Source organism: Pseudonocardia sp. Ae717_Ps2 (assembly GCF_001932475.1).
Lineage (GTDB): Bacteria > Actinomycetota > Actinomycetes > Mycobacteriales > Pseudonocardiaceae > Pseudonocardia.
This window is the reverse complement of record NZ_MCIS01000001.1, coordinates 2,164,470-2,186,235: the sequence shown is the minus strand read 5'-3', so window position 1 is coordinate 2,186,235 and position 21,766 is coordinate 2,164,470. Positions and strand designations below refer to the sequence as shown.

20 protein-coding genes and 1 pseudogene are annotated in these 21,766 nt (G+C 71.7%); 6 read left to right on the top strand and 15 right to left on the bottom strand.

The genetic code is table 11. The features are described from left to right. Window positions 1–158 precede the first annotated feature (158 nt). Window positions 159–1,688 carry a CoA-acylating methylmalonate-semialdehyde dehydrogenase gene (locus Ae717Ps2_RS10410; protein ID WP_075305937.1) on the bottom strand — a complete coding sequence of 510 codons (1,530 nt, stop codon included), beginning with the start codon at window positions 1,686–1,688 and terminating at the stop codon, window positions 159–161. 23 nt (window positions 1,689–1,711) lie between these two features. Beyond that, window positions 1,712–2,251 (bottom strand): MarR family winged helix-turn-helix transcriptional regulator, encoded by a 540-nt coding sequence (locus Ae717Ps2_RS10405; RefSeq protein ID WP_075311689.1) that lies wholly within the window; start codon window positions 2,249–2,251, stop codon window positions 1,712–1,714. Window positions 2,252–2,447: 196 nt separating this feature from the next. Between Ae717Ps2_RS10405 and Ae717Ps2_RS10400 the strand changes: the two genes are divergently transcribed. The 5 genes from Ae717Ps2_RS10400 to Ae717Ps2_RS10380 are packed head-to-tail and all read left to right on the top strand — an operon-like array spanning window position 2,448 to window position 7,801. Next, window positions 2,448–3,818 (top strand): MFS transporter, encoded by a 1,371-nt coding sequence (locus Ae717Ps2_RS10400; RefSeq protein WP_075305935.1) that lies wholly within the window; start codon window positions 2,448–2,450, stop codon window positions 3,816–3,818. Beyond that, on the top strand, window positions 3,815–4,678 hold the full coding sequence (locus Ae717Ps2_RS10395; protein WP_075305933.1) for an SDR family NAD(P)-dependent oxidoreductase: 864 nt from the start codon (window positions 3,815–3,817) through the stop codon (window positions 4,676–4,678). The genes Ae717Ps2_RS10400 and Ae717Ps2_RS10395 overlap by 4 nt, the downstream gene beginning before the upstream one ends. Then, on the top strand, window positions 4,675–5,553 hold the full coding sequence (locus Ae717Ps2_RS10390; RefSeq protein WP_075305931.1) for an SDR family NAD(P)-dependent oxidoreductase: 879 nt from the start codon (window positions 4,675–4,677) through the stop codon (window positions 5,551–5,553). Before Ae717Ps2_RS10395 ends, Ae717Ps2_RS10390 begins: the two co-directional genes overlap by 4 nt. Further along, on the top strand, window positions 5,553–7,262 hold the full coding sequence (locus tag Ae717Ps2_RS10385) for a thiamine pyrophosphate-binding protein (protein ID WP_075333271.1): 1,710 nt from the start codon (window positions 5,553–5,555) through the stop codon (window positions 7,260–7,262). Before Ae717Ps2_RS10390 ends, Ae717Ps2_RS10385 begins: the two co-directional genes overlap by 1 nt. Then, the gene (locus Ae717Ps2_RS10380; protein ID WP_083702323.1) at window positions 7,259–7,801 is read left to right on the top strand and encodes a VOC family protein; all 543 of its coding nucleotides are present in this window, start codon (window positions 7,259–7,261) and stop codon (window positions 7,799–7,801) included. The genes Ae717Ps2_RS10385 and Ae717Ps2_RS10380 overlap by 4 nt, the downstream gene beginning before the upstream one ends. Before the next feature lie 28 nt (window positions 7,802–7,829). Here the strand turns inward: Ae717Ps2_RS10380 and Ae717Ps2_RS10375 are convergent, their stop codons facing one another. Beyond that, window positions 7,830–8,987, bottom strand: a complete 1,158-nt coding sequence (locus tag Ae717Ps2_RS10375) for a CdaR family transcriptional regulator (protein WP_233147517.1) — start codon at window positions 8,985–8,987, stop codon at window positions 7,830–7,832. Window positions 8,988–9,393: 406 nt separating this feature from the next. Between Ae717Ps2_RS10375 and Ae717Ps2_RS10370 the strand changes: the two genes are divergently transcribed. Continuing rightward, a complete protein-coding gene (locus Ae717Ps2_RS10370) occupies window positions 9,394–10,365 on the top strand; it encodes an oxygenase MpaB family protein (protein ID WP_075305925.1) in 972 nt (323 codons plus the stop codon). Window positions 10,366–10,539: 174 nt separating this feature from the next. On the opposite strand, the gene Ae717Ps2_RS10365 is transcribed toward Ae717Ps2_RS10370, so the two are convergent. From Ae717Ps2_RS10365 to Ae717Ps2_RS10310, 12 genes and pseudogenes are all read right to left on the bottom strand, one after another. Continuing rightward, the gene (locus tag Ae717Ps2_RS10365; protein ID WP_075333270.1) at window positions 10,540–12,000 is read right to left on the bottom strand and encodes a benzaldehyde dehydrogenase; all 1,461 of its coding nucleotides are present in this window, start codon (window positions 11,998–12,000) and stop codon (window positions 10,540–10,542) included. 38 nt (window positions 12,001–12,038) lie between these two features. Next, window positions 12,039–12,656: a hypothetical protein gene (locus Ae717Ps2_RS10360; RefSeq protein WP_083695998.1), complete on the bottom strand. Its 618-nt coding sequence runs from the start codon at window positions 12,654–12,656 to the stop codon at window positions 12,039–12,041. Window positions 12,657–12,711: 55 nt separating this feature from the next. Further along, window positions 12,712–13,467 carry a glucose 1-dehydrogenase gene (locus tag Ae717Ps2_RS10355; RefSeq protein ID WP_075305921.1) on the bottom strand — a complete coding sequence of 252 codons (756 nt, stop codon included), beginning with the start codon at window positions 13,465–13,467 and terminating at the stop codon, window positions 12,712–12,714. Beyond that, entirely contained in the window at window positions 13,464–13,982 is a 519-nt protein-coding gene (locus Ae717Ps2_RS10350; protein ID WP_083702322.1) for a VOC family protein, read from the bottom strand. Before Ae717Ps2_RS10350 ends, Ae717Ps2_RS10355 begins: the two co-directional genes overlap by 4 nt. Window positions 13,983–14,577: 595 nt before the next feature. Then, window positions 14,578–14,793: pseudogene (locus Ae717Ps2_RS40290) on the bottom strand (thiamine pyrophosphate-binding protein); the annotation flags it as partial. Window positions 14,794–14,982: 189 nt separating this feature from the next. Beyond that, window positions 14,983–15,807, bottom strand: a complete 825-nt coding sequence (locus Ae717Ps2_RS10340) for an SDR family oxidoreductase (protein WP_083696002.1) — start codon at window positions 15,805–15,807, stop codon at window positions 14,983–14,985. Next, window positions 15,804–16,559 (bottom strand): SDR family NAD(P)-dependent oxidoreductase, encoded by a 756-nt coding sequence (locus Ae717Ps2_RS10335; protein WP_075305917.1) that lies wholly within the window; start codon window positions 16,557–16,559, stop codon window positions 15,804–15,806. Before Ae717Ps2_RS10335 ends, Ae717Ps2_RS10340 begins: the two co-directional genes overlap by 4 nt. Before the next feature lies 1 nt (window position 16,560). After that, window positions 16,561–18,267: an FAD-binding oxidoreductase gene (locus Ae717Ps2_RS10330; protein WP_075305916.1), complete on the bottom strand. Its 1,707-nt coding sequence runs from the start codon at window positions 18,265–18,267 to the stop codon at window positions 16,561–16,563. Then, window positions 18,264–19,040 carry an ABC transporter ATP-binding protein gene (locus Ae717Ps2_RS10325; protein WP_075305914.1) on the bottom strand — a complete coding sequence of 259 codons (777 nt, stop codon included), beginning with the start codon at window positions 19,038–19,040 and terminating at the stop codon, window positions 18,264–18,266. The genes Ae717Ps2_RS10330 and Ae717Ps2_RS10325 overlap by 4 nt, the downstream gene beginning before the upstream one ends. Further along, on the bottom strand, window positions 19,037–19,753 hold the full coding sequence (locus Ae717Ps2_RS10320; RefSeq protein ID WP_075305912.1) for an ABC transporter ATP-binding protein: 717 nt from the start codon (window positions 19,751–19,753) through the stop codon (window positions 19,037–19,039). The genes Ae717Ps2_RS10325 and Ae717Ps2_RS10320 overlap by 4 nt, the downstream gene beginning before the upstream one ends. Continuing rightward, a complete protein-coding gene (locus tag Ae717Ps2_RS10315) occupies window positions 19,750–20,877 on the bottom strand; it encodes a branched-chain amino acid ABC transporter permease (protein ID WP_075333269.1) in 1,128 nt (375 codons plus the stop codon). Before Ae717Ps2_RS10315 ends, Ae717Ps2_RS10320 begins: the two co-directional genes overlap by 4 nt. 11 nt (window positions 20,878–20,888) lie before the next feature. Beyond that, the gene (locus Ae717Ps2_RS10310; protein WP_075305908.1) at window positions 20,889–21,758 is read right to left on the bottom strand and encodes a branched-chain amino acid ABC transporter permease; all 870 of its coding nucleotides are present in this window, start codon (window positions 21,756–21,758) and stop codon (window positions 20,889–20,891) included. Window positions 21,759–21,766 lie beyond the last annotated feature (8 nt).

The following is a 21,766-nucleotide window of genomic DNA, read 5'->3' as shown; positions in this document are numbered from 1 at the left end:
TGGTCGCCCTACTCCTGGACGCGACGAACGCGCTGCACGAGGCACTGTGCCGGCCCGGGATGCCGACCGCCTCCGATCTCCGCTGGATGGCCACCCGTGCGCGCTGACCGGCGCGTCGCCACCACGAGCAGGCCGTGAGCCACCCTGCTCGGCGACGGTCAGGCGTTCTGGGGGAAACCGAGGTTGATGCCGGCGTGCTGTTCCCGCGCGGCCGGGTCGAGCCAGCGGGTGGTGACGACCTTGCCGCGGGTGAAGAAGTGAAAGCCGTCGGTGCCGTGGGCGTGGGTGTCGCCGAACAGCGAGCTCTTCCAGCCGCCGAAGGAGTAGTAGGCCATCGGGACCGGCACCGGCACGTTCACCCCGACCATCCCGACCTCGATCTCGGTCTGGAACCGCCGTGCCGCGCCGCCGTCGTGGGTGAAGATCGCAGTGCCGTTGCCGTACGGGTTCGCGTTGACCAGCTCGACGGCCTCGTCGAAGGTGTCGACCCGCACCACCGACAGCACGGGGCCGAAGATCTCGTCGGTGTAGATCGACATGTCGGGCGTCACGTCGTCGAACAGGGTCGGCCCGACGAAGAACCCCGCACCTTCGGCGTCGTAGGAGCCCGCCCGCCCGTCGACCACCACGGTCGCGCCCTCGGCCTGTCCGGCGTCGATGTAGCCCGACACCCGTTCCTGCGCCGCTCTGGTCACCAGCGGTCCCATGTCGCAGCCCCGGGTCCCGTCGCCGGTCCGCAGGGCGACCGCTCGGACCTTGATCTTGGCGACCAGCTCGTCGGCGATGTCGCCGACCGCGACCAGTGCGGAGATCGCCATGCAGCGCTCACCCGCCGAGCCGAACCCGGCGTTGATCGCCTGGTCGGCGGCCAGGTCGAGGTCGGCGTCGGGAAGGACCACCATGTGGTTCTTCGCCCCGCCCAGGGCCTGGACCCGCTTGCCGTGCGCGGTGCCGGTCTCGTACACGTAGCGCGCGATCGGGGTCGACCCCACGAACGAGATCGACTTCACGTCCGGACTGGTCAGCAGGGCGTCGACTGCGGTCTTGTCGCCGTTGAGGACGTTGAACACGCCGTCGGGCAGCCCGGCCTCCTTCCACAGTTCAGCGATCCACAGCGCCGCGCTGGGCACCTTCTCCGAGGGCTTGAGCACCACGGTGTTGCCCGCGGCGATCGCGATCGGGAAGAACCACATCGGCACCATGGCCGGGAAGTTGAACGGCGAGACGATGCCCACGACGCCCAGCGGCTGCCGGATCGAGGCCACGTCCACCCCGGTCGAGGCGTTCTGCGTGGCCGACCCCTTCAGCAGGTGCGGTGCCCCGCAGGCGAACTCCACGACCTCCTGGCCCCGAGCGACCTCCCCGGCGGCGTCGGAGAGGACCTTGCCGTGCTCGGCGGTGATGATCGCCGCCAGCTCCCCGGCGCGCTCGTCGAGCAGCTGCCGGAACGCGAACAGGATCCGGGTCCGTCGGGCCAGGGAGGTGTCCCGCCAGCCGGGGAACGCGGCCTTCGCGGCGGCGATCACCTCGGCCGCCTCCTGCTCCGACGCCAGCGGCAGGGACGCGGTCACCGCACCGGTCGCGGGGTTGGTGACGTCGGAGAACCGGCCCGACTCCCCGTAGACCTTCTGACCGTCGGCCCAGTGGAAGAGGGTCGTGGTGGTGTCGATCGTGCCCGTCGACGTCATGGGTTTACCTCGCAACAGGGGATTCAGAGGGAAGGGCTCGTGCGGTCGTCGACACCGTCAGTAGTGTCGATGAGCTTGCCGAGCAGGGAGGCCAGCTGCCGTTGTTCGTCAGCTGTGAGGCGCGCGAACAGGCGGGCCTCGACCTCGTTGTGCAGGGCGAAGGCGTGGCGGACGGCCTCGCGGCCGGTCTCGGTGAGGCGGACCCGGATCAGCCGACGGTCCTGTCCGTTGGCCTTCTCGCGCTGAACGTAGCCGTAGCGCTCCACAGTGGACAACACACTGGACACCGTCTGGCGGGTCACGCCTGCGATGCGGGCGATGCTGCGGGCCTCGATCTCACCGTACATCCAGACGATGAACAGTACGCGGAAGCTGGGCCAGCTCAGCTTCTCCGCCCGGAAGATCAGGGACTCTGCCTCGGAGATGAGGCTGTTGGAGGCCCCGACGAGGTTGAGGCCCACCCGCATGGCCTCCTCGTCCACCTCGGGGACCTGCTCACGGGCGGCGGCAACGGCCAGCTGCACGTGTTCGGCGCGGGAGATCGTGGTCGGGTCGACGGCCATCGCGACATCATCCACGGCCACTCAAGGGGTTGACACGGTTCCCGGTCGGTGTCCACACTTCGCCATCATCGGAGATAGATCGATATTTGACAATCTCTGAGCGGCGAACAGCTCGGTTCGGTCGAGCAGGACCCGATGTCCCTCGCACCGCGCCACGTTGTACCCGCCTTCACCCCTCAACGACGATGGGAAACCCATGAGCTCAAGCAGCGGTGCCTCGACCTCGTCGGCCGGCCGGGCGCAACCGGGGATGGTCAAGATCGTCACGGCGAGCCTGGTCGGAACGACGATCGAGTGGTACGACTTCTTCCTCTTCGGCTCGGTCGCGGCCCTGGTCTTCAACAAGCTCTTCTACCCGGACTTCGACCCAGTCGTCGGCACCTTGCTGTCGCTGTCGACCTTCGCCGTCGGCTTCGTGGCGCGTCCGGTCGGCGCGGTGGTGTTCGGGCATTTCGGCGACCTCGTCGGCCGCAAGAAGATGCTGGTGCTGAGCCTCGTGCTGATGGGCGCCGCCACCGTCGCGGTCGGCCTGCTGCCCACGTACGCGCAGATCGGTGTGGCCGCGCCGATCCTGCTGGTCGTCTGCCGGCTGCTGCAGGGCTTCGCCGTCGGCGGCGAGTGGGGCGGCGCGGTGTTGATGGTGTCGGAGCGCGGCGACACCCGACGACGTGGCTTCTGGAGCTCGTGGCCGAACGTCGGACTCCCGGCGGGCCAGGCCCTCTCGATCGCCGTCCTCGTGGTCCTCGGCGCGGTCCTGAGCGACGACGCGTTCCTGGGCTGGGGCTGGCGGGTTCCGTTCCTGCTGTCGGGGCTGCTGCTGGTCGTCGGACTGTGGATCCGCCTCTCCCTCGACGAGTCACCGATGTTCAAGGAGGCGCAGGCCGCCCGGCAGGCGGAGGGCGCGCCGCGCAAGGCGCCGCTGTTCGAGGTCCTGCGCCACTACTGGCGTGAGGTGCTGCTGGTGATGGGCGCGCGGCTGTGCGAGAACACCTCCGGCTACATCTTCACCGTCTTCATCCTGACCTACGCCACCCAGCAAGGCCTGTCCCGGCAGGTCGCCCTCTACGCCGTGATGACCGCCTCGGTATGCCACATGATCGCGGTTCCGACGTGGGGGGCGCTGTCGGACCGGTTCGGCCGTCGTCCGCTCTACATCGGCGGGGCCGTCGGTGTCGGGATCTGGGTCTTCGCCGTCTTTCCGCTCATCGACCTCGGCTCTCCGGTGCTGCTGACCCTGGCTGTGGCCGTCGCCCTGATCTGTCACGGCGGCATGCTCGGCCCGCAAGGTGCGCTCTTCAGCGAGCTGTTCGGCACGTCGGTGCGCTACAGCGGTGCCTCGATCGGTGTGCAGTTCGCGTCGATCTTCGGTGGCAGCCTCGCCCCGATCATCGCCGTGGCCCTGTTCGCGGCTTACGACAGCGCCGTCCCGGTCGCGATCTACGTCGCGGCCACCGCCGCGATCACCGTCGTCGCCCTCCTGCTCACCCGGGAGACCGCGCGACGCGACCTCGCCTTCGACGACACCGCCACGAGCCGGACCCCCGCCGTCACGGGTACGGAGAAATGAGCCGGATCGACGGCGCCGCCGTGGTGACCGGCGCAGCCGGGGGCATCGGGTACGCCCTCGCCGCCCGATGCGCGGCCGACGGGATGCCGATCGTGCTGGCCGACGTCGACCCGGCCGGGTTGGACGAGGCGGCCCGCCAGCTCACCGACACGGGCGCGACCGTGCTCACGGTACTCACCGACGTCACCGATCCGGCCTCGGTCGAGGCACTCGCCGAGCGCAGCTGGGAGCGGTTCGGCGCAGTCGCCCTGGTCTGCAACAACGCCGGCGTGGGGCCCGGCGGAGTGGCATGGGAGATCCCGGACTCGGTGTGGCGATGGGTGATCGACGTCGACCTGTGGGGAGTCGTGCACGGGGTAAGGGCGTTCGTGCCGCGCCTGGTCGAGCAGGGGCACGGACACGTGCTGAACACGTCCTCGGTGGCAGGCCTGGTGGGCACGCCCGGCATGGCGCCCTACTCCGCCGCGAAACACGCCGTCATCGGACTGTCCCAGTCGTTGCGCCGCGACCTGGAACTGGCCGGTTCGCCGGTGGGTGTGACGGTCCTGTGTCCGGGCATGACCCGCACCCGGATGAACGAGTCCGGCCGCGCCTGGCCGTCGGCCAGGCTGGGTCCACCGCCCGCGGGCGGGTTGGAGCCGAGCCACCCGGCCACCCGGGCGGAGTTCTACGCTCGGATGAACAGCGAGGGGCAGGACGCCGACGCCGTCGCCGACGCCGCGCTCACCGCGGTCCGGGAAGGGCGGTTCTGGGCCGTCCCCGATACCGCCGTACTGCTCCATGTGGAGACCGAAACCGAGGCCATGCGGGCGGCCGCGGCCCGCGACGACGCACGACCGCAGGAGGAGAACGCCCGATGAGGAGCCTCGACGGCCGCACGGCCGTGATCACCGGGGCCGCCAGCGGGATCGGCTTCGCCCTGGCCCGCGAGGCAGCGCGCGAGGGTATGCAGGTCGTGCTGGCCGACGTCGAGCCGCGTGCTCTCGACCGCGCCACCGACGAGCTCGCCGCCCAGGGGGCGAATGTCCTCGGTGTGCGGACCGATGTCGGTGACATCGAGGAGGTGCAGGCCTTGGCCCGCAGGGCGCGGGAGGCGTTCGGACCCCCGTGGCTGGTGGTCAACAACGCCGGCGTCGCCTTCTCCGGGCGCAGCTGGGAGCTGCGCCACGGCGACTGGGAGTGGTCCCTGCGGGTCAATCTGTGGGGCGTGATCCACGGGATCGAGGCGTTCGTGCCCGATCTCGTCGCCGCCGACGACGGTCACCTCGTCAACACCGCGTCGATGGCCGGGCTGCTCACCGGCCCCGGCAGCGCGCACTACAGCGCAGGCAAGCACGCCGTGGTCGGGTTGACCGAGGCGCTGCACCGCGAGCTGCGGGCCGCCGGATCCCGCGTGGGCGTCTCGCTCGTCTGTCCCGGCCTGGTCCGGACCAACATCAGCACCGCCCGCCGCAACGCCCCCGCCGCCCTGGGCGACGCACCGGCCGTCAGCGCCAGCGGCCGGATCGCCGACGACGACCCCGCCCGGCTGCCCCCGGACGTCGTCGCGGAGCAGATGCTCGAGGCGGTGCGCCACGACCGGTTCTGGGTCCTCAGCGACCCCGATCGCTATGCCGACGCCCTGCGTACCCGCACCGAGCAGATCCTCGTCGGCGACGATCCCGACGAGAACAGCATGGACCCGGTCCTCGGCTCCGCCCAGAACGAGACCCGTCCGACGGAGAGGAATCCCTGATGACCGACACCGTGACCGCCGGACGCGCGATCGTCGACACGCTCGTCGCGGAGGGGGTGACCCAGGTCTTCGGGATGCCGGGCGGGCACGTCCTCGGCATCTACGACGCCCTCTACGACACCCCGCAGATCCGCACCACCCTGGTCACCCACGAGCACCAGGCCGCGGCGATGGCGGCCGGCTGGTTCCAGCTCACCGGCGAACTGGCCGCGGTCGTCGTGACCGCCGGGCCCGGAGTCACGAACGTGCTCACCGCGGTCGCCGAGGCCCACATCGGCGCGATCCCCATGCTCGTGCTCGGCGGCCGAGGCGCGAGCGCCACCGTGTACCGGGGGGCCAGCCAGGAGATCGACACCCACGTGATGTTCACCCCGGCGACCAAGTCCGCGGTCCGGGTCGACCGAGCCGACCTGCTGGTGACCGCGGTGCGGCAGGCCGTCGCCGCCGCACGCGGCGGCAAGCCTGGACCCGTGTTGGTGGACATCCCTCGGGACGTCCTGTCCCAGCAGGTCCCCGCCCAGCCCTACCTCCCCGCCGGCCCGGCCGCCCGGATCGCCGCCGACCCCGCGGTCGTCCGCCGCGCGGCCGAGGCCCTGCGCGACGCCCGCTCGCCGTTGCTCGTCGCCGGCGGCGGTGTGATCGCCTCCGGTGCGGCCGAGCAACTTCGAGCGGTGGCCGAGCGGCTGGCCGCGCCGGTGCTGACCAGCCTTGCCGGGCGCGGCAGCCTCCCCGAGGACCACCCGCTCGCCGCGGGCGGCCTGGGAGCACACCGCAACCCGCTGGCCAAACGGTTGCTGGCCGAGGCCGACGTGGTGCTCGGCATCGGCACCCGCTTCGAGGAGATGGAGACGAACTGGCAGCCGGGCGCGGTCCCGGCCCCCGACGCGACCTACATCCAGGTCGACGTCGACCCGCTCGAACTGAGCCGCAGCGTCCCCGCGCGCATCGGGGTGGTCGGCGACGCGCGGACCGTGTTGCAGCAGTTGGCCGACGAGCTCGGTCCGGCCGAGGGCGAGCACGCCCGCATCGCGGAGATCGCAGCGGCGGTCGCGGAGCTCGACGCCGGGGCGGAGGCCATGGCCGCGTCCACGGAGCGGCCGATCCATCCGGTCCGGGTCATCCGCGCCGCCCGCGAGGTCTTCCCCCGCGACACCACCCTGGGCGTCGACGTCGGCGTGCTCGCCCAACACATCGGCGGCGCGTTCCCTCACTTCCGGGTGTTCGGCCCCCGGACCACGATCGTGCCGTCCAGCTTCTACGGCATGGGCTTCGTGACGGCCGCGATACCCGTCGCGAAACTGGCCCGCCCGGACAGCCCGGCGCTGTGCTTCACCGGCGACGGCTCGTTCCAGATGGTGAACACCGTGCTCCCGGTCGCCACGGCCAATCGGCTGGCGGTCACGTGGGTGGTGCTCAACGACGAGGCGCTGGGGTCGATCCGCGACATCCAACAGTACGTCTTCGACGGCCGGATCATCGACACCGAGTTCGCGTACCAACCCGACTTCGCCGCCCTCGCCGAGGCCTGCGGTTGCCATGGCGAACGCGTCGACGATCCGGACGAGGTCGAGGCAGCGCTCGAGCGGGCGTTGAAGGCCAACGAGGCGGGGCGGCCCGCCGTGCTCGACGTGCGGGTGGCCCGCGTGCGCCTGGCCCAGACCCGCGAGCACTACGCGAACACCTACCCGCAGCAGCAGGACGCCTCGTGACCAGGTTCGACTTCGGACAGCCGGTCGGCGGCATGATCCAGGTCGCCTACACCGTGCCCGACATCGATACCGCGATGAAGGCCTGGACCGAGCGCGTCGGGATCGGGCCCTGGTTCGTCCGCGGTCCGTTCACCCCGCCCGGAGCGCGGTACCGCGACCTGCCGACCGCTCCCACCCTCACCCTCGCCCGCGCGTTCAACGGCCACACGATGATCGAACTCGTCCGACAGCACGACGACGGGCCCTCGGTCTACCGCGACGTCATCGAGGGTCAGGGCCGCGGCCACGGCTTCCACCACATCGCGATCGGCGTGCACGACTTCGACGCCGCCGTGACCGGGCACCGCCGCGCCGGTGCCGAGGTCGTCTTCACCGACACGCTGCCTACCGGCGCCCGCGTCGCCTACGTCGACACCACGGACATCCTGCCCGGCATGGTCGAGATCGTCGAGATGAACGAGGCCCAGGAGCGCGTCTACACCGACATCCACCTGGCCTCCGTGGGCTGGGACGGCACCGACCCCGTCCGAGAGGGTTGACCCGACGATGCCCTCTCCGACCCTGCTCCTACTCGTCCTGGAGGTTCAGCCAGTGCATGGCGTCCAGGGCGATGCCGACGTTCGTGCCGTGCCGGTCCAGGGTGACGGGCAGGCGGTCTTCGGCGCGGCGAACGCGTTGGAGGATGGTGTTGCGGTGGGTGAACAGCAGCTCTGCCGTCCGGGACGCGTTGTACCGCTGATGGATGAAAGTTCGCAGAGTGTCACGGAGGTCCTGGGGCCCTGAGGTCAACGGGCCCAGGGTCGCGTGGACGAACTCGCGTAACCGGGCTTCATCTCGGGCCAGCAACAAGACGGCGGCGACGTCGTCGTAGCAGGCGATCCGGTGTGCGTTGGTGCCCTGTACCAGCCGTTGGGTCTCCACCGCGCGATCGTGGGTGCGACGGAACCCGTCCACTCCCGACTCCGACGATCCGATCGCCACCCGGATGTCGCGATGCGGGGCCAGTGCGGTGTCGAGCGCCCCGACCGAGACCGGGTTCCCGGGCGTCAGCCACAGCCACAGTGAGGATGCGCTGGCGTGCACGAGCAGCCGGCTCCGGCACTCCATGATGCGCCCGATCTCGCTCGCCACCTGCACGAGTGCCGCGCGATCGGCTAGCTGTGGTGGTGCCCAGAGGATCACCCCCAGGTGTCTGGCGGTGAGTGGGTAGCCGAGACTCTGGTCGACACCGGTCACCGGTACCGGCGCTCCACCCAGGATGAGATTGACCAGCTCGAGGCGTCTGACGTGCTCGTCACCGGACAGGGCTGCGCGCTCCTGCTCCAGAACCCTGCTCAGGGCCGTGACCGTGCGGTCGGTCCAGAGCGACAGTGAGCGCGACGCCCGGTCGAGAGCGGGTTCCAATACGGCGGAGTCATCGCACAGAGAGAAGGCGATCCGCATCAAGACGGACAACATCTCCTGTTGAGCGGCGTGGTGAGAGATGCGGAAGGTGTCCTCCTCACCCCAGCGGTAGCCGTCACGCGCGATGCCGATGATCTGGCTCGTCAGGTAGGGCTCCACGTCCCCCCGCGGGTCCTCGTGCATCGAGCGGGCCCAATGGTGGGTGTGGGCCCGGGTCGCCTCACCGATCGCGTCGGCGATGGAGGGGTCCGATCCGAAGCGGGGACGGATGGCCTTGAGGAGTGCGTCCTGGATCGGGCGCAAGAGGGCGGGGTCGGCCAAGATCTCCTTGCAGACAGCACGGAGCAACTCTTCGGAGTCGCCCGATAGACCGGCGCCATGCATGGCGTCACGCTACCCGCCGGCGGTGCAGTATGCACTGACCTGTCAGGGGATACTGTGCACCACACCATTGAGTGCCGCCCGTCACACATCGACGATGGATGGGTCGGCGCGCTCGGCCCGACCCCGCGATCGGACAACGGCGAACGGCGAGGGAGTGCCAGGTGGCTGATGTGGTGCCGCTCGGGACCGGAGCCTGCGGGCCGGTCGTGGTCACCGAGACGGGCACGGCGGATCCCGGGTCGACATGGAGCCCAGGGACTCGAAGTGTGCCGGGAGAACGAGGCGATCCAGCGCCGACGTCCGACGAGATCACCACGCACGATCAGCAACCCGAGGAGAACACATGGCCGGCAGAGCGTCCAGGGAGAAGCCGCGCAAGTGGATCGACGCCGAGATCGAGACGCTCGACCCGGACGTCGACAGCGCCCGCATCTGGCAGCTGGGCAACGCCTACCGGACCAACCCGATGATCCTCAACATGGCGGTCTGTCAGGGCTTCCTGCGGCTCGTCGGGCCGGGCAGCGGCGCACGCACACTCGTCCGCGGCGGCAAGGGCAAGGTCGTCCTGCACCAGCAGCGTCGGATAGAGGGCACCATGCGCGAGGTGTGGACCTGGTACCTCGGCGAGGGTGCGCACGACCCGCGCGTGCGTGAGTCCGTCGAACGGGTCAACCGACAGCATGACGCATGGGCGGGGAAGTACCCCGAGGCGATCTTGGACGTACGCCAGTACACGTACACCATCTGCGTCCTCGCCGCCGAGCCGCACCGGGTCATGCGGCGGCTCGGCCTACCCGGCTTCAGCGCCACGGAGCAGCGGGCCGCCCACCGGCACTGGTCGCAGATCGCCGGACTGTTCCGCATCGGTTCGGACCCTGGCGTCCCGGTCCCGGCGGACTTCGACGGGATGCTCGCATTCCTGGCCGAGTTCGAGCGCAAGGACTACTCCACCGCTCCGGAGAGCAACGTCGCCGCAGAGGCGCTGCTGCAGCAGTTCTCCGACCGCTGGTTCCCGCGCCCCTTGCACGGGTTCGGTCGTGCTCTCGTGCTGTCCATCGCCACCCCGGAGCTGATCGCCGTCCACGGGCTCACAGCCCCACGGCCGCTCGTGGCCCGGACCCTGCGGCGGACACTGCGCACGCTGATCACCGTGCAGAGCCGATGGGCGCCCGACCCGGTCGAGCCCGCACCGATCCTCGCCGCGTTCGGCGAGCCCCACCCGGAGTCCCCGATGAGCGGCCGACTGAAGGCCGCTCTGTCCGGCATGCGGGGGCCACGGCCGGCGCCAGGCGGGTCGACGAGTACCAGCGTCTGAGCTGTCGGCCGGGACCGGTACCGCGGTCGTCGGGATCCTCGTGCTCCGGTCACCCGACAGGTGCCTCGCCTGCGGGCGAGGCACCTGTCGTCCCGACGACCGCGATCCGCCTGCTCGGCGAGGCACCTGTCGGTTCTTCACCGACGTCCCACCGCCGCCACCTGCAGGTTCCGGTCAGAACGGGTACGGGGCGATGCTGCCCCGCACCGTCAGCCACTGCGTCTCGGTGAACGCCTCCAGGTTGGCCTCCGGGCCACCGAACCGGGAGCCGGTGCCGGACGCGGCGACACCCCCGAACGGTACGTTCGCCTCGTCCGCGACGGTCTGCTCGTTGATGTGCACGATCCCGGACGGCACCGCGTCCGCGACCTGCATCGCCGATCCCACATCCCCCAGGATCCCCAACGACAATCCGTACTCGCTGTCCGACGCCAGCCGGACCGCCTCCTCCACGGTGTCGAACGCGACCACGGGCGCCACGGGGCCGAAGACCTCCTGGGCGTACGCGGGCATGTCCGGCGTCACGTCCGCCAGCACCGTCGGCGCGTAGAACAACCCGTCGAAGGTCCCGCCCGCCGCGAGCCGACCACCGGCCCGCACCGTGTCCTGCACGAGACCGTCCACCCGGTCACGCTGGCCGGCATCGATCAGCGGACCGAGTGCGACCTGGCCGGTCGCCGGGTCACCCACCGGCAGCTGCCGCGCCTTCTCGGCAAGCGCCTCGACGTAGCCGTCGTAGACGCTGGTGTGCACCAGATGGCGACCGGTCGTCATGCAGATCTGCCCCTGATGCAGGAACGACCCGAACGCCCCCGCCGACGCCGCCTTCGCCAGATCGGCCCCGGGCAGGACGACGAGCGCGTTGTTCCCGCCGAGTTCCAGGTGCGCCCGCTTGAGATGCTCCCCGGCGAGCCTGCCGACGATCCGCCCGGCCCGGGTGGAGCCGGTGAAGGAGATCACGCGCACCTCGGGGGCGGTGACCACCGCCTCACCGATCGACCCGTCGCCCGGCAGCAGGTGCAGCAGGCCCTGCGGCAGCCCGGCCTCCTCGAACACCCGCACCAGGGCCACGCCACCGCACACCGCGGTCCGCGGGTCCGGCTTCAGCAGCACCGCGTTCCCCAACGCCAATGCCGGTGCCACCGAACGGATCGAGAGGATCAACGGGAAGTTGAACGGCGCGATCACCGACACCACCCCAGCAGGCCGCCGGCGCGCCAAGCTCCACCGCGGCTCCGCACTCGGCAGCACCGACCCCGAGGGCAAGGACGGCAACGCCGCCGCCTCGAAGCACTCCTGGCTCGCGACGTGCGTCTCCATCGCGGCCTTCGACGGGATCGAGCCCGCCTCGCGGACGATCCACGACTCGATGTCCGCCGCGTGGTCCAGCCACAGCTGTCCCGCCCGCCGCAGGACCGCAGCACGCTCCTCGTACGACGTCGCCGCCCAGTCCCGCTGCGCCTGTGCCGCGGCGGCGGCCGCCTTGGTCACGTCTTCCTGCGTCGCCACCCCCAGGCGCCCCAGGACGTTCCCCGTCGCCGGCTCGACGACGTCCGCCGCGCCACCGCTGCCCGGTACCCAGCCCCCCACCGAGAAGACCCGTTCCGACCAGATCGCCGGATCCAACAGACTCATGACCGTTTCTCCTGTGCTCGAGATCGATGTGTGCGACGTCAGCTGGTGCGTGCCGCGTCCAGCAGCGGCTCCAGTGCCTGCCGCGCGTCGTCGGCCGTGATGATGTCGCCGGGCTGCACGAGGTAGAGGTTGCGCGACGCGACGTCGATGAACACGTTCTCCCCCAACAGCTTCGCGTCGGCGTCGTACGGCCAGATGTTGGCCACCCGTTCGGTGAGGACGTAGGTCGCAGCCGGGTCGGCACCGTCGACGACGACGCCGAGCAGGGGCAGCGCGGCGCCGGGGACGACGTGGGCGAGCTCGGACTCGAAGGCGAGCCCCCAGTCGGCCACGGCCATCCGCTCCACGAGGGGCATGATGAGATTGAGTCCGACGTCGGTCATCCCGCGGTAGAAGCCTGCGACGGCGTCGTACCCGTCGAAGACCTCGGTCCTCGTGCCCTCGGCCACCCGGTAGACCGGGTGCGAGCAGGTGAGCTCGGGCACGAGGATCTCGGGCCAGCGGCCTGTCACCTCGAGCATGGCGTGCCGCCGGAAGTTCTCCAGGATGGCGCGCTGACGCTCGTCGGTGACGACCCCGAGGAGCCGGTCCGCCTCTCGCGGGACGGCCAGGACGTCGAGCTTCGGCGCGGGTTGCTCGGACAGGGCGAGGGACACGGGGCCTCCTAGGGTGTGGGTCGTTCGGGGTGGGTGGGCCGCCCGGCGTCGTCCTTCACTTGGCCGTCGCCCCTCCGTCGACGGGCAGCGCGACACCGGTGACGAAGCCGGCCTCGTCCGAGCAGAGCCAGGTGGCCGCCGCGGCCACCTCGGACGGCTCTCCGAGCCGGTGGATGGCCATCCGGCCGACCCACAGCTCGAGCTGGTCCGGGGGGAGGACGTCCATCAGCGGCGTCCGGATGGACGCGGGACAGACCGCGTTGACCCGGATCCCGGCCTCGGCGCACTCGACGGCGGCGGTCTTGGTCAGGCCGACCACCGCGTGCTTGCTCGCGACGTACGCACCGAGCAGCGGCGGCGAGACGAGCCCGGCCAGGGAGGACGTGTTGACGACGGCACCGGACCCGGCGGCGAGCATGTGCCGCAGCTGGTACTTCATCCCGAGCCAGACACCCTTGAGGTTCACCGCGAGGACCCGGTCGAAGTCGGCCTCCTCCATGTCGGTCAACGACGCCTGGTGCTCGATGCCCGCGTTGTTGTGGGCGAAGTCGAGCCGACCGAACCGACGGACACACTCGGCGACGAGGTTCTCCTGGTCCTTGGCACTCGTCACGTCACCCGCCACGAACTCCGCCGTGCCGCCCTCGGCGCGGATGAGGTCGACGGTGTGCTCTCCCTCCTCCGCGGTGGCCTCGAGGTCGGTCACGAGGACCGCACCACCACGCCGGGCGAAGGCGAGGGCGCTCGCCCTGCCGATCCCACCGGCGGCACCGGTGACGATGCCCGCGCGCCCGTCGAACCAGCCGTTCATGCCGGCGCCGCCAGGTCTGCCCCGGCACCGAAATGGACGAGTTCGAGCAGGTTGCCCTCCGGGTCCGCCATATAGGAGTAGCGGACAGCGGGGTGCGGCGCGGGCCCGGGCGGCACGATGACCGTGGCCCCGGCGGCCAGGAGACGCTCGAAGACCGTCTCCAGATCCTGGACCCTGACGCACAGGTGGCCGTAGCCGCGGTTGCGGACCGCCTCGTCGGGTCGGGCGTACCGGACCACCGGGTCGACGGAGTCCGACCGGTGCAGCAACTCCACCGCCCAGCCGTCCTCGCTGCGCAGCACCACGGCCGTCATCCTCGCGCCGTCGACGGTGAACCGGAACTCCTCGACGAGCCCGAAGGCATCACGGTAGAACGACAGCGCCGCGTCGAGGTCGCGGACGGACAGCCCGACGTGATCGAGCGCCGTCGCCGGTGGCCCGTCGGGAGGCCCGGGTTCGACCGCCGGAGGGCCCTCGGCGGCCGGACTCTCGACGGGGCGGTGGGATGCGCACATGGGTTCTCCTCGTGGTCCGGGTCAGGTCTGCAGGCGATGGACATGGGGCCTGCTCGCGCGTCTGCGGCAAGCGCTCGCGGGCGACGGCCACGTCGACGACCGGGGATCCCGTGCCGGTTCGCCGCGGCGGCACGGTCCAGGGCGGTGTCGGGACCGAGCACCTCCGTCGCGGGCCTGATGCCCCGGACCGGATGCAGGGGGCGGTGCGGGGAACGCGCCGGCTGAGCGACGTCCGCCTCGACCTCGGCGAGGTCGACGGCGAGTCGGGCCCGCCGCGCGGCGCCGCGCGGGACGTCCCGCCGCACCGCGGCCGATCCGGACGACAGCTCGCCGAGCAGCTGCTCCACCACGGTGCCCACATCCCCGACGAGGACGACGTCCGCCCGGACGCTGCGACCGATCTCGGAGGGCTCGATGTCGACCTGCACGTAGTCGGCGTTCGGCCCGGGAACGGCCCCCGGCTGTCCAGCACCGGTTCGGCGCGGTCGACCCGAACGGACCATGTGGTGATCAGTGCGAAGACGTCGTCGGTGGAAATCTCCTGGCTGGCCCCGCGGTGGGCGGCGACCGTGGACGCCCGCCCGCCCAGCACGACCAGCGGCAGCGGCCCGACCCACGCCCCCGCGACGGCGGTCACTGTGTTCGTCACCCCCAGCCCCGCGGTGACGAGGACGACGGCGGGCCGACCGGTGAGCTGCACGTGCACCGCCGCCATCGCCGCAGCCTGGTGCTCGTGCCGCACGAGAACGCTGCTGATCGCGGGCTCGTCAAGGATCGCGTCGTAGATCGGCAGGACGTGCCAGCCGGGCATCCCGAAGACCAGCGAGACCCCTTCTGCGACCTGAGCGTCGAGGATCGCCTTCCCACCGGCACGGAGGCGGGAGTGGCCCGTCGTGCCGCGGTGAGGTCCGGGCGTGCGCCGCCGCGGTCCGCCACCTGCTCGGCGGTCGCGGAGGTGGTCGTGGTGTCTGTCATGGAGCTCCTGTCGCGGACGGCTCGGTCAGGTCTGCAGCCAGTTGCCGGCGGGGGTCGGGTGGACGGTGTGCCCGCCGTCCACGGCCAGCGTCTGGCCGGTCATCCAGGACGCCGCGGGACCCAGGAGGAACCGGACGACGTCGGCGATGTCGTCCGGTCTGCCGATCCGGTGGAGCGGGTAGGCCGCGGCGACCTCGGTCTCGCGGCCCTCCCAGAGCGGGCGGGTGGCATCGGTGCGGACGAGCCCCGGGGCGACGGCGTTGACCCGGACGCCGGGAGCCAGCTCCAGGGCCATCGCTCGGGTGAGCTGCTGGAGGGCGGCCTTGCTCACCGCGTAGGCCCCGATCCCCGCTTCGGGGTGCAGCCCGGCGACGGAGGAGATGTTGACGACCCGGCCTCCGTGCGCGCCCATCCACGCCTCCCACGCGAGCCGGACCCAGTCCCACGCCGCGACGACGTTCGTCTCGAACGCCTGCCGCAGGTCCTCCGCCCGGGAGTCGACGAGGAGGGTCGGGGGCCCGGCCGCCGCGGCGTTGTTGACGACCGCGTCGAGCCGGCCGAACCGGGCCACCAGCCGGTCGACCGCATGCTCGCGATGGCCGGGGTCGGCGGCGTCTCCGGGCGCGGTCAGCACCCGGTCGCCACCGCCGAGCCGGTCCGCCGTCTCGCGGAGCGTCCCCGCGTCCCGCCCGGTGAGGCAGACGCTGCCTCCGCCGGCGAGCACGGCGCCTGCCACGGCCGCGCCGATGCCCCGGGAGCCGCCGGTGACGAGCACGACCAGGCCGTCCAGCTCGTCCGGTACGACCGGCCGGTCCGCGACCGGAGATCCGAGGGCGCGTGGTGATGTCATCCCGCTGTCGCCCCGCCGTCGACCGGGAAGGCGACCCCGGTGAGGAACGACGCCTCGTCGGACAGCAGCCATGCGACCGCCGCACCGATCTCGCTCGGCGCGGCGAAGCGCTTCATCAGCTGCGGCGCGACGATCGCGGCCCGCAGGTCCGCCGGGAGCTCCGCCGTCATCGCGGTCTCCGTGGCGGCGGGGCAGACCGCGTTGACCCGGATCCCGCTGTCGGCCAGCTCCAGGGCTGCGCTACGGGTCAGACCGACCACCGCGTGCTTGCTCGCCGAGTAGGCGCTGCCGCGTTCCAGGCCCTTGAGCCCGGCGAGGGAGGCGGTGTTGACGATGCTCCCGCCGCCAGCGGCGAGCATGACCGGGATCTGGTGCTTCAGGCCGAGGAAGACCCCGGTGAGGTTGATGTCGACGACGCGGCGGAAGTCCTCGAGGCCGGTGTCCACCAGGGCGGCCGCGTAGCCGACACCGGCGTTGTTGTGTGCCAGGTCGAGCCGCCCCGCCCGGGCGACGACGTCCCGGACCGTCCGTTCCCAGGCCGCCTCGTCGGTGACGTCGAGCGGCTCGAACCAGGCGCCACCGCCCGCCTCCTGGACGAGCGTGACGGTCTTCTCCGCGTCGTCGGCACGAGCCGCGACGTCGGTCACGACGACGGTGGCCGCCGCCGCCCCGAGAGCGACGGCGCTCGCCCGGCCGATGCCGCCGGAGGCGCCGGTGACGAGTGCCACCTTGTCGGCCAGAGGTCCGGTCATCTCAGCTCACCGTCCCGGGCTCGACGTGCGTTCCCAGCGGTCGCAGCGGCCGATCGGCCGGGTCACGCATCGACCCCGGCCAAATCCCCTGCTTGCCCGGCGCGAGGATGCCCTGCGGGTCGAGCACGTCCTTGAGCCGCTCGGCGAGACGCAGCCCTGCGTGGTCATTCCAGTCGTACGTCGCTGCGACGTCGTCCATGTGCTCCAGGTGCGTCCGGTACGCGCCGTACCCCTGCTCGGCGCCGCGCTGCACGAGCGAACGCACCGTCGCGTAGGCCTCCCGGGTGCCGACCTCGTCCGCCGGGGCGAACCACAGCGACACGACCGCGATCATGACTCGCGGAGTGAGCATGAGCGACACGGCGAAGTCGACGCCGAGATCTCGGCACGCTCCGTCCAGGAAGTCGCAGAGGGCCCGCCCCGAGTGCCCGTCGAGCGGCGCCACCGGCGAGTAGTCGAGATGGCCACCCGAACCCCGCTCGTCCCAGCTGAGGTGCTCCAGCAGATCCAGTGACGGCACGCCGGCCTGGGTCGAGTCCGACTGGTGGCGCAGTCGCGCGACGGCACCCGCGGGGCCGGCGGGCGAGGTGTCCGACCGAGCCCGGTCCAGCAGCTCGTCGACCGCAGTGGCACCGTCCATGCGCCGCAGGCTCGTCCGCGCCGACGGCACCCGGGCCAGCGCCTGCTCGCACAGCGCCTGCTGAGCATCGACGACCGCCGCCGGTCCGTAGAGCGCGAACCTCATCAACCAGGCTCCACACCCGGTCTCGGCCCGCATCCGGAGCATCGTCTCCTCGGTGAGCGGTCCCGGGTCCTGCTGCCAGTGGCTGCGGGGGACGTCGCTGAGCGCCCCCGCGACGAGCGCCGTGTTGTAGACGATCGGGTGGTTGGGGATCGTGCCGTCGAGGAGCAGCGGCCGGACCGCGTCGATGAGCGCGGCCAGGTCCTCGTCCCGTTCCACGACGACGTCGGCCGCGACGTAGACCTCCGGCTGCGGGACCAGCCAGCAGCCCATCTCGGTGACGATGCCGTAGTTCGACTGCATGAAGATGCCGTCCGCGGACGGCCCGTAGCTGTACTTGCGCAGTGCTCCGGTGCGGGCCGTCGTCATGGCGCCGAGGCCCGTGCGCATCACCGAGCCGTCCGCCAGCACGACCTCCATGCCGCACTGCCGCGCCTGGTGGTCGCCGAGCGGGGTGAAGCCGATGCCGTGGTCGAGGGTGTTGCCGACGATGCTGCCCCAGCCCAGGTCCGGGATGGAGGGCCACAGCGGCAGCCGCCGACGCCGGATCTCTTCGAAGAGGTCGAAGAATCGGACGCCGGGCTGGACGACGGCGAAGGCGAGCTCCTCGTCGAGCTGGAGGATGCGGTTCATCCGGCGCAGGTTGACGACGACGCCGCCGCCCAGCCGCGGGGCGGGCCCGCCGTAGCCGTTGTTCCTGCCCTGGGAGATCGGCCACAGGTGCACGCCCGTCTCGGCGGCGATCCGGACGACCTCCTGGACCTCCTCGGTGCTCGCAGGCGACACGACCGCGGCCGGCTCGTGCTCGACCCAGGCGGGGTGCGCGTACGGGTCGCGGAACTGAGCGACCTGCGACGGGTCGGTCGTGACGTGCTCCTCCCCCACGACGGCGGCGAAGCGTTCGACGGCGACGTCGAGGCCGCCGGGTCGGGTCTGCGTCGACGGGTCGTCGGTCCGGGTGTTCATACGCTCTGCCTCTCCGTGGGGGCGGTGCCCGCCGCAGGCCCGAGTGCGTAGGCGGCGCTCAGGGCCTCGGGGTCGTTCTGCCAGGTTCGCGAGGCGGCGCTCGCGACGATGCGTCCGCCGGACAGCACGTGTGCGGTCGCGGACACCGCGAGGGCCACGTGCGCGAACTGCTCGATGAGCAGCACCGCCGTCCCCGCCTCGGCCACCGTCGACAACACGGGTGCGAGTCTGCGCACCACCACTGGCGCGAGTCCGAGCGAGAGCTCGTCGACGACGAGGACCTCGGGACGCCCGGCGAGCGCCTGGGCGAGCACCACCATCTGCTGCTGGCCGCCCGAGAGGGTGGACGTCACCTGGGTCCACCGCTCACGCAGCTCGGGGAACAGCTCCAGGGCATGCTCGATGCGGTCCTTGGCCGCCTTCTTGGGGACGCTGTTCGTGGCGACCTCGAGATTCTCGCCGACAGTGAGCGTCCTCAGCAGCCGCCGGCCTTCGGGGACGACGGCCACCCCGCGCCGCCGGATCCGCTCCGGTCGCAGGCCCGTGATCGGGCTGTCGCCGAGGCTCACCTCCCCCGACGTGACGGGGACGAGGCCACCGACGGCGAGGACCAGACTCGACTTGCCCGCGCCGTTCGCGCCGAGCAGCGCCGTCACCTCACCCGCAGGCACGTCGAGGTCGACGCCGTGGAGGACCTCCCGCCCTCCGCGCGCGACCCGCAGACCTCGCAGCCTCAGACCACCGGTACTCGGTGTCTCGTCGGTTGGGCTCATGCGACCTCCTCGGTCCCGAGGTAGGCCCGCCGGACGTGGTCGTCCTGGAGGACCTCCGCAGTGGGGCCCGACGCGATGACGCGGCCGAAGTCGAGGACGACGGCACGTTCGCAGCACGCCGACACGAGGGCCATGTCGTGGTCGACGAGGATGGTCAACGCCCCGAACTGCTCGGGGATCTCCCGGATGGCGTCACGCATCCGCTCGGTCTCGGCCTCGGGCAGGCCGGCCGCCGGCTCGTCGAGCAGGATGATCCGTGGCCGTCCGACCACCGCGCGCGCGAGCTCGACGCACCGGCGGTCGGCCGCCGAGAGCCCGGCGACCGGGCGCTCGCGCTGCCCGGCGAGGCCGGTGAACTCCAGCGCCCGATCCACCGCGGCCCGCCGGTCGCGCCGTCCGCTGCCGCAGTGCTCGTGGACCATGGCGACGTTCTCCGCGACCGACAGCGCCCCGATCGCCTGCTCGGTCTGGAAGGTGCGGCGCACGCCCCAGCGGGCCCTCCGGTGAGCCGGCATGCCGGAGAGATCCTCGCCGAACGCGACGACCCGTCCGGCCGCGGGCCGGACGAACCCGGAGAGCACGTTGAGCAGCGTGGTCTTGCCAGCGCCGTTGGGGCCGATCAGCCCGACGGTGCCCACGGGCAGCTCCGCCCGGACCCCGTCCAGGGACACCACGCCACCGAACCGGACTGTGAGGTCCTCGATGAGGATCATCGCCCCTCCCGCCGGGCCGAGGTGAAGGACGGTGCCGCGCCCGCGGCGGGGTGCCCGTCGTCGGGGCTGCGGACCGGCGGCGGTGTGTCGAACGGGGTTCCCGGCGCGACCGGCGCGGGGGCACCGGCAGGGCGGGGGCGCAGCCTGCGACCGAGCCGGCCCAGGTCGGACCCGAGCTGCCCCACGATCCCGCCGGGTGACGTGACGAGGGTCTGCACGAGCCCGAGCCCGAAGAGCACGAGGAGCAGGCTGCTGCTCACCCCGAACAGGTCGGTCACGGCCGGCATCACCTTCATGAGGACGCCCGCGAGCACCGCTCCCCACGGAGATCCCATGCCTGCCATGAGCACGACGGCCAGCAGGGAGATCGACTCCTGCGGGGCGAACTGGTAGACGCTGAGCCCGCCGCTGCTCCCGGCGAGCAGACCGCCTGCCACCCCGGTCATGAAACAGGCCAGGGCGAAGGCCACGAGCTTGTACAACGTCACGTTGATCCCGGCCGACCTCGCCGCGAACTCGCTCTGCCGGATCGCGGCCCACGCCCGCCCCGGACGGCCGCGCAGGTGGGCCAACGCCAGGGCGAACAGGAGGGCGCAGACGAGCACGGTGAGCCGGAAGTACGCCTCGTCGGTCGTCGCCCAGCTCGGTCTCGGAAGGGCCACGTTTCCGGGCAGCAACGGGTCGTGCCCGAGCAGCCCGCCGCCACCGTTGGGGAAGCCGGCGTTCGTCAGCACGATGGCGAGCGCGGCGGCGAGCATGAGCGTCACCAGCGCCAGGTGCAGACCGGACAGGCGCAGCGCGGGCAGGCCGATGAGCACCCCCACGACCGCCGTCACCAGCCCGACCGCCAGGAGCAGGAGAGGTAAGGGCAGTCCGAACGCCTGCTCGAGGCGCAACGCGGTCCATCCGCCGATCGCGAGGATGGCGATCTGCCCCATGGAGATGAGGCCCACCCGGCCTTGGAGGATTCCCAGCCCCAGTGCCACGACGGAGTACACGACCGCGGCGGTGAAGACCTGGAGCCAGTAGGTCCCGACGACGGGCGGTAGCACCAGGGCCGCAGCCACCGCCACGGCGAGCGGCACGCCGAGGACGCGCCAGAGCTTCTCGGTCGTCCTGTGCATTCCAGCCTCCCTCAAACCCGGGCCGTGGAAGGCCTGCGGCCCGCCACGACGAGGACGACGACGACCGCCACGACGAACGGCGTCAGCGCCCGGTAGGACGACACCGCCGAGATCGGCGTGAGCAGGGACTGCAGGACGCCGATCGCGATCCCGCCTGCGAGGGTCGCGGGCAGCGACGCGAGGCCGCCGAGCAGAGCCGCGGCCAACCCGGACACCACGAGGAAGGTCAGGCCGGTGATGTCGAGCCCGACCAGGTTCGACAGCAGCAGGCCGCTGACCCCGAAGATCAACCCGGATCCGGCCCAGGCGAGCATCTCCAGCCTGCCCACGTCGACGCCGAGCATCGCCGTGGTCTGCCGGTCCTCCGCGAGGGAACGCATCGCCGTCCCCGTCCTCGTCCGGCGCAGGAACCACGACACCCCGACGGTCGCGAGCAGGCTGAGGACCAGGCCGATGAGCTGGGTCCCGTTGACGTAGGCCTGTCCCAGCGGCAGGCCCCACTCCGTACTCGGCAAGGTGAGGTCGTAGGTGTCCGCTCCCCAGACGGTCGACATCGTGCCGAGCAGAGCCAGCAGGAGCCCGAGCGTCGCCGTCGACTTCACCACGGGCTCGCGGTCGGCCAGCCGGGGCCCGACCAGGATGCCGTAGGCGAGGGTCACGCCGACGCCGATGGCGACCGCGACCACCGCCGCGACCCCCACCGGGACGCCGGCCCCGTTGACCAGGCTCCATGCGCAGAGGGTGCCGACCGCTCCGACCGCACCCCCGGCGAGGAACAGCACACCGGTGGCTCGGTACAGGACGACGATCCCCACGCCGGACAGCGCGAACACGCTGCCCAGCGACACTCCGAGGACCAGGAAGGGAAGGAATTGAGTCATGGTCAGCC